This is a genomic window from Aureimonas sp. Leaf427 (genome assembly GCF_001425485.1).
Taxonomy (GTDB): Bacteria; Pseudomonadota; Alphaproteobacteria; order Rhizobiales; family Rhizobiaceae; genus Plantimonas.
Genome location: NZ_LMQW01000051.1, coordinates 399,974 through 406,488, shown reverse-complemented (window position 1 = coordinate 406,488; position 6,515 = coordinate 399,974). Strand labels below are relative to the sequence as shown.

Sequence of the window (6,515 nt, the reverse complement as noted above, 5' to 3'; positions counted from 1 at the left end):
CGAGTGGATAGAGGCCAAGACGCAGTTCGCTGTCGTCTTTGCAGACCGCTTCGTCCTCTGACGAAAACGGCCTCCCGCACAGAACTCCTGACAGTCCCCCATGCCGATGCTCCGACGTCGTCATCGCGGTCATCACTCGTCCGTGGCGACGCGGTGATCGAGGAACCATGGCCTTCCAGGGATCTTGCCCGTCACACGGCTTGATCGCCGAACCTCATCCCGACCCACCCCAAGAAGGATCGGAACCCGACATGCACGGACCCAATCACCTCGAACTCAACAGGCGCGAGCTGATGGCCGCGACGGCGGCGTCGGTCGCCGCCACCACGATCCCGATGGCCGCCTTTGCGCAGACCCGTGAAGGTGCTGACGCGCCCGTCGTCTCGAAGGTCTCCTTCACCGTCAACGGCGAACGTCGCGACCTCGACCTCGACCTGCGCACCACCCTCCTCGACGCCCTGCGCGAGCACCTAAAGCTGTCGGGCACTAAGAAAGGCTGCGACCACGGCCAGTGCGGGGCCTGCACGGTGATTGTGGAAGGCCGGCGGATGAACTCCTGCCTGTCGCTTGCCGTGATGCACGAAGGCGACGAGATCACAACGATCGAGGGTCTCGGCACGCCGGATAATCTGCACCCGATGCAGGCGGCCTTCGTGAAGCACGACGGCTACCAGTGCGGCTACTGCACGCCGGGCCAGATCTGCTCGGCAGTGTCGGTTCTCGGAGAAATCCGCGACGGCATTCCGAGCCATGTCAGCGGCGATCTGAACGCCGCGCCGGATCTCTCCGAAACCGAGATGCGCGAGCGCATGAGCGGCAACATCTGCCGCTGCGGCGCTTATTCCAACATCGTCGAGGCGATGACCGAGGTCGCCGGGAGGCCCGCATGAAGTCCTTCACTTACGAACGCGCGACCTCACCCGCCGACGCGGCAAAGGCCGCGAGTGCAAAGCCCGGCGCGAAGTTCATCGCGGGCGGGACGAACCTCCTCGACCTGATGAAGCTCCAGATCGAGACCCCGCAGCATCTCATCGACGTGAACGGCTTGAGCCTCGACACGATCGAGGCCACCGAGGGCGGGGGCCTTCGCATCGGCGCGCTCGTGCGCAACACCGATCTCGCCGGTGATGCGCGCGTGAAGCGCGATTACGGCGTCCTGACGCGGGCGATCGTCGCCGGCGCCTCCGGCCAGCTTCGCAACCGAGCGACGACGGCGGGCAACCTCCTCCAGCGCACGCGCTGCCCCTACTTCTACGACACGAACATGGCCTGCAACAAACGCCGGCCCGGCTCCGGCTGTTCGGCGCTGGAGGGCTATTCGCGCCAGCTCGGCGTCGTCGGCGTCAGCGAGGCCTGCATCGCGACGAACCCGTCGGACATGAACGTCGCGCTCCGGGTGCTCGACGCCACCGTCGAGACCGTGAAGCCGGACGGGCAGACCCGCGCGATCCCGATGGCCGACTTCCACCGCCTGCCCGGCGACACGCCTCATATCGAGACGGCACTGGAGCCGGGCGAGCTGATCACGGCCGTGACCTTGCCGAAGCCGCTGGGCGGCACGCAGATCTACCGCAAGGTCCGCGACCGCGCGTCCTATGCCTTCGCGCTGATCTCGGTCGCGGCCGTCGTGCAGGCGGACGGGACAGGCCGCTTCGCCGTCGGCGGCGTCGCGCACAAGCCCTGGCGCGTCGAGGAAGCCGACGCGGAACTGGCGAAGGGCGCGAAGGCGGCCAGCGGGCGGCTGCTCGCCGATGCCAAGCCCACAGACCACAACGCGTTCAAGGTCCCGCTGGTCGAGCGAGCGCTCGGCGCGGTGATGGCAGAGGCGAGGAACTGATCCGATGAAGTTCGACACGCCCGCCACGACGAACCCGATCGACCAGCTCAAGGTGGTCGGCCAGCCCGTCGACCGCATCGACGGCCGCCACAAGGTCACGGGCACCGCGCCCTATGCCTACGAGCATCACGACGTCGCCCCGAACCCCGCCTACGGCTATGTCGTCGGCGCCGGCATCGCCAAGGGCCGTATCAGGTCCATGGACCTTGCCGCTGCCAACGCGGCTCCCGGCGTCCTGCGCATCGTGACCGCCGAGAACACGGGCAAGCTCGGCAAGGGCAAGATGAACATCGCCAAGCTGCTGGGCGGACCCGAGGTCGATCACTACCACCAGGCGGTCGCGCTCGTCGTCGCCGAGACCTTCGAACAGGCACGGGCGGCGGCTGGGCTCGTCGACATCCGTTACGAGGACGCATCCGGCGCCTTCGACCTTGCAGCGTCGAAGGATTCGGCGAAAAAACCGGAAGGCGGCGAAACCGATCCCGATGCCGATGTCGGCGACTTCGACCAGGCCTTCGCAGCGGCGGCGGTGAAGCTCGACGAGAGCTACACGACGCCCGACCAGTCGCACTCGATGATCGAACCGCATGCCTCCATGGCGGTCTGGGACGACGATCGGCTGACGATCTGGACCTCGAACCAGATGGTGAATTGGGCGCCCGGCGAGCTGGCCGCGAACCTCAACATGCCCGCCGACAAGGTGCGCATCATCGCGCCTTTCATCGGCGGCGGCTTCGGCGGCAAGCTCTTCGTGCGCTCCGACGCCCTTCTCGCCGCGCTCGGCGCCCGGCAGACCGGACGCGCGGTGAAGGTCGCGCTCCAGCGCCCGCTCGTCGCCAACAACACGACGCACCGACCCGCGACGGTCCAGCGCATCCGCATCGGCGCGGACCGCGACGGCACGATCACCGCAATCGGCCACGAGACCTGGTCGGGCAACCTGCCCGACGGCAAGCCGGAGAACGCCGCCGACCAAACGCGCCTCCTCTATGCCGGTGCACATCGGCTGATCCGCACGCGGCTTGCCACTCTCGACCTGCCCGAGGGCAACGCTATGCGCGCGCCGGGCGAGGCACCGGGCCTGATGGCGCTCGAGATCGCCATGGACGAGATGGCAGAGCGGCTGGGGATCGACCCGGTCGAGTTCCGCATCCGCAACGACACGCAGGTCGATCCGGAGAACCCGGAGCGCCCCTTCTCGCAGCGCCAGCTCACGGAGTGCCTGCGCCAGGGTGCCGAGCGGTTCGGCTGGTCGGCCCGCAACCCGCGACCGGGCCAGGTGCGCGACGGGCGGTTCATGGTCGGGCTCGGCCTGTCCGTCGGCTTCCGCAATGCACCGACCATGACGTCCGGCGCCCGCGTTCGTCTCGACCGCGAGGGTCTCGTGACGGTCGAGACCGACATGACGGACATCGGCACGGGCTCCTACACGATCATCGCGCAGACGGCCGCCGAGATGATGGGGCTTCCGATGTCCATGGTGGCGGTGAATCTCGGCGACTCCAGCTTCCCCGTCGCGGCGGGTTCCGGCGGCCAGTGGGGCGCTGCCTCGTCCACGGCGGGCGTCTACGCCGCCTGCGTGAAGCTCCGCGAGACGGTCGCGCAGAAGCTCGGCTTCAACTCGGGCGAGGTGGAGTTCCGCGATGGCGGCGTTCACGCCGGCAACCGCAGCGTTCCGCTGGCCGATGCCGCCCGGGACGGCGACATCAGAGTCGAGGACAAGATCGAGTTCGGCGACCTCTCGAAGCGCATGCAGCAGTCGACCTTCGCCGGACACTTCGTCGAGGTCGGCGTGGACGTCGCGACCGCCGAGGTTCGGGTGCGCCGCATGCTCGCGGTCTGCGCGGCCGGTCGCATCCTCAACCCGAAGACGGCGCGAAGCCAAGTGATCGGTGCCATGACGATGGGCGTCGGCGGGGCGCTGATGGAGGAGCTCGCCGTCGACAAGCGGTACGGGTTCTTCGTGAACCACGACCTCGCGAGCTACGAGGTTCCGGTTCATGCCGACATCCCGCACCAGGAGGTCATCTTCCTCGACGAAACGGACCCGACGGTCTCGCCGATGAAGGCCAAGGGCGTCGGCGAGCTCGGCCTCTGCGGCGTCGGCGCAGCGGTCGCCAACGCCATCCACAACGCGACGGGCGTCCGCCTCCGGGACTACCCGATGACGCTCGACAAGCTGCTCGAGCGACTGCCCGAAGTCGCCTGAGGTCCCACCGGACGTCGCCAAGCCTGACAAGGCTCTGGCATGCCCCCGATTGCTTCTGCGGAAGCCTTCGGGGGCACGATCCTTTTAACGCCACGGGCATCCGTGTCCTTAACGATCCGGTCACTCTCGACAAGCGCACCGAGCGACGGCCTCAGACGGCTTGAGATTTGGGGGAAGCGTCCTTGGGACGCCGCCGGGAATGCCGACCGCAACGTGACCATGGATGAATGGCACAGGCGGCGGCCGACATCCTCCGGGACTGCCGGATCGGGTCCGACCAGCGCGCGAACTGCCTTCGCATCGCGGCAGCAGTGGACATACGCCGTGGCAAGATGGACGAGGCAAGGGAGTCCATGCGCCAGTTGATGGCGATGGAGCCGGGCTTTACGCTGGAGAAGGAAGCAGGGCCCAGCGCTACGGAACGATGCCCATCATGGATCGCTACATCGCCGATCTCGGCGAGGGACGCCCTCCCCGATCGGCTGCGGTAGAGATCGCGGCGCCGCGTCCGGCCAGTTGACCTCGGGCGAGGCGTTTCCAACAGTCCAACGACGTAGCATCAGGCCGCACCTCCCGCGGCACCTCCGCCGGCTTCGATGATCATCCCCATGGATCGAGTCCACTCCACCATCTTGTTGGCGGCCTCTTCAGCCTGCGACGTCTCCTTCCCCATCCCCATTGCAGTCTCCTTGAAGGTTTTCAGGATGAGGGCGTAGCGCACTTCCCGAGCCTCGTTGGAGAGAGCGACGATCTCGATCGCTTGCCGTTGAACGGCTTCCATCATGGCATGGGCCGCCCTATTGCCGATGAGGCTCTTGTCGTCCGTCATGGAGTCTCGTCCTTGCACGCATTCGGTCAGACGGTTCAGCTCAGTAGTGCAACGCAACTGGCGACGGAAATCATTTCCGGTTTGGGTAGCGAGCCATAAGGCCGCTTACTGACCTCCTGTCGGAAGACCTGCCGTGGCCAGCTTCTTCGCTCAGTTGAAAGGTCGCCATTTCACTCCAGCGCCGTGAGCCCTCCTGGGGCGCTTGACGGTGAGACAGCGGCGGTCGTGGAACAGGCAGGCCTTGATCCACAGCGCAGGCGACTTCAAGATGGATTGGTTCAAGGACACGAAAGGCAACATTCTCGACGTCAATCAGATGTAGCGAGATCAGGGAGCCAAGTCATGACCGCCGAGCTCAAGCCTGCCGCCGAACTCGCCGCGCTAGACCCGGCGCACTGGCCGAACGAGAGCCAGGAGTACCGCGCTGCCCGCACGGCCTTGCTCGCCGAGGAGATCGAGCTGCGTCGTCATCTGTGGCGTGTCGCCGAGCAGCGCCGGATGTTGCCACAGGGTGGGAAAGTACCGCAGGACTACCGCCTCGACAGCCCAGACGGTCCGGTGCGGCTCTCCGACCTTTTCGGCAGCCGCGACACGCTGATCGTGTACTGCATGATGTACGGGCCCCAGCGGAACAATGGATGTCCTATGTGCTCCGCGCAGCTCGACGCCTGGGACGGGGAAGCCCGTCACATCGAGAAGCGCGTCGCGCTGGCGGTGGTAGCCCGGTCGCCCATCCACCGCATTCTGGACTACGCCAAGACGCGGGACTGGACGGGGCTGAAATTCTACTCCGACCCGTCCGGCGACTTCTGGGCCGACTACAACGGGGAGCGCGACGCCGACTGGCCCGGCTACCTCGTGTTCACGCGCGAGGGCGACGGCACGATCCGCCTGTTCTACGCGGCCGAGGGCGGAGGCCAGATTGCCGATCCGGGACAGGACCCCCACAACGCGCCCGACATGAACCCGCTCTGGGTCCTGCTCGACACGACGCCCGAGGGACGTGGTACCGACTGGTATCCGAAACTCGACGATTGAGGACGAGCTGCCCAAGATCCTCATCTCGATAAACGAGACGGAAGCTCAGGCGTCCCGCAAGCGCGCCGCCCTCGTCAGACGAACGTCAGCGACTTCCTTGATCCTCCGCACCGCGTCGTTGAAGCCTTCCGACGTCTCACCCGATCCTACGAGGCGACCGACCCGGACCTGACCCACCCGTTTGCCGACGACGACATCTGGTACCGCTCAGGCGAAGCGGTGCTGGAGTTCGAGAGATGTTGGATCGATGGCATGGGGCTGAACCTCGACTGAGGTGACGACGTCGCTGGTCAGCGTGAGCGTGACGGTGATGGACGACGACCGGCCGCCATACCAACCTCTCGCGACGTAGGTGCCGTCGGCGTACGTAGCGGAGGGTTTCGCCGTTGGTCGATGACCAGCAACGTGGATCTCCACGGGGGAATCCGTTTGCCCTGCGGCATGCGCAGTCCCCTCGCCGCTTGCGATCGCGAACGAGATGGAAAGACCTGCCGCCGTATCCTTGAGGCGCTGCGCCAGCGTCGTCATCGCACTTCCTTCACTCGTGTTGCAAGCAGTGAACGGCGACCACTTCCAAACGGGATGGCCGCGGTTTGATCCGC

The 6,515-nt window shown here is 66.5% G+C and carries 6 protein-coding genes; 4 read left to right on the top strand and 2 right to left on the bottom strand.

Features of this window, described 5'->3' with window-relative positions; genetic code table 11:
- Positions 1-251: 251 nt before the first annotated feature.
- From paoA to paoC, 3 genes are read left to right on the top strand one after another with little or no spacing between them, the layout of a single operon-like run.
- Positions 252-890: an aldehyde dehydrogenase iron-sulfur subunit PaoA gene (paoA, locus tag ASG62_RS22625; RefSeq protein WP_056690728.1), complete on the top strand. Its 639-nt coding sequence runs from the start codon at positions 252-254 to the stop codon at positions 888-890.
- Complete coding sequence (locus tag ASG62_RS22620; protein ID WP_056690727.1) at positions 887-1,837, top strand: FAD binding domain-containing protein; 951 nt, start codon at positions 887-889, stop codon at positions 1,835-1,837. Before paoA ends, ASG62_RS22620 begins: the two co-directional genes overlap by 4 nt.
- A gap of 4 nt (positions 1,838-1,841) precedes the next feature.
- Entirely contained in the window at positions 1,842-4,046 is a 2,205-nt protein-coding gene (gene paoC, locus ASG62_RS22615; RefSeq protein ID WP_056690726.1) for an aldehyde oxidoreductase molybdenum-binding subunit PaoC, read from the top strand.
- A gap of 559 nt (positions 4,047-4,605) precedes the next feature.
- Here the strand turns inward: paoC and ASG62_RS22605 are convergent.
- A complete protein-coding gene (locus ASG62_RS22605) occupies positions 4,606-4,875 on the bottom strand; it encodes a hypothetical protein (protein ID WP_056690717.1) in 270 nt (89 codons plus the stop codon).
- A 342-nt stretch (positions 4,876-5,217) separates the two neighbouring features.
- On the opposite strand from ASG62_RS22605, the gene ASG62_RS22600 reads away from it, so the two are divergent.
- The gene (locus ASG62_RS22600) at positions 5,218-5,913 is read left to right on the top strand and encodes a DUF899 family protein (protein WP_056690714.1); all 696 of its coding nucleotides are present in this window, start codon (positions 5,218-5,220) and stop codon (positions 5,911-5,913) included.
- Positions 5,914-6,120: 207 nt separating this feature from the next.
- Here ASG62_RS22600 and ASG62_RS27315 read toward each other — a convergent pair whose 3' ends face one another.
- Complete coding sequence (locus tag ASG62_RS27315) at positions 6,121-6,441, bottom strand: hypothetical protein (RefSeq protein ID WP_200944644.1); 321 nt, start codon at positions 6,439-6,441, stop codon at positions 6,121-6,123.
- Positions 6,442-6,515: the final 74 nt, after the last annotated feature.

Coding starts and splice junctions, on each gene's coding strand:
- paoA (WP_056690728.1), top strand. CDS start 252: ATGCACGGACCCAATCACCTCGAACTCAACAGGCGCGAGCTGATGGCC.
- ASG62_RS22620 (WP_056690727.1), top strand. CDS start 887: ATGAAGTCCTTCACTTACGAACGCGCGACCTCACCCGCCGACGCGGCA.
- paoC (WP_056690726.1), top strand. CDS start 1,842: ATGAAGTTCGACACGCCCGCCACGACGAACCCGATCGACCAGCTCAAG.
- ASG62_RS22605 (WP_056690717.1), bottom strand. CDS start 4,875: ATGACGGACGACAAGAGCCTCATCGGCAATAGGGCGGCCCATGCCATG.
- ASG62_RS22600 (WP_056690714.1), top strand. CDS start 5,218: ATGACCGCCGAGCTCAAGCCTGCCGCCGAACTCGCCGCGCTAGACCCG.
- ASG62_RS27315 (WP_200944644.1), bottom strand. CDS start 6,441: ATGACGACGCTGGCGCAGCGCCTCAAGGATACGGCGGCAGGTCTTTCC.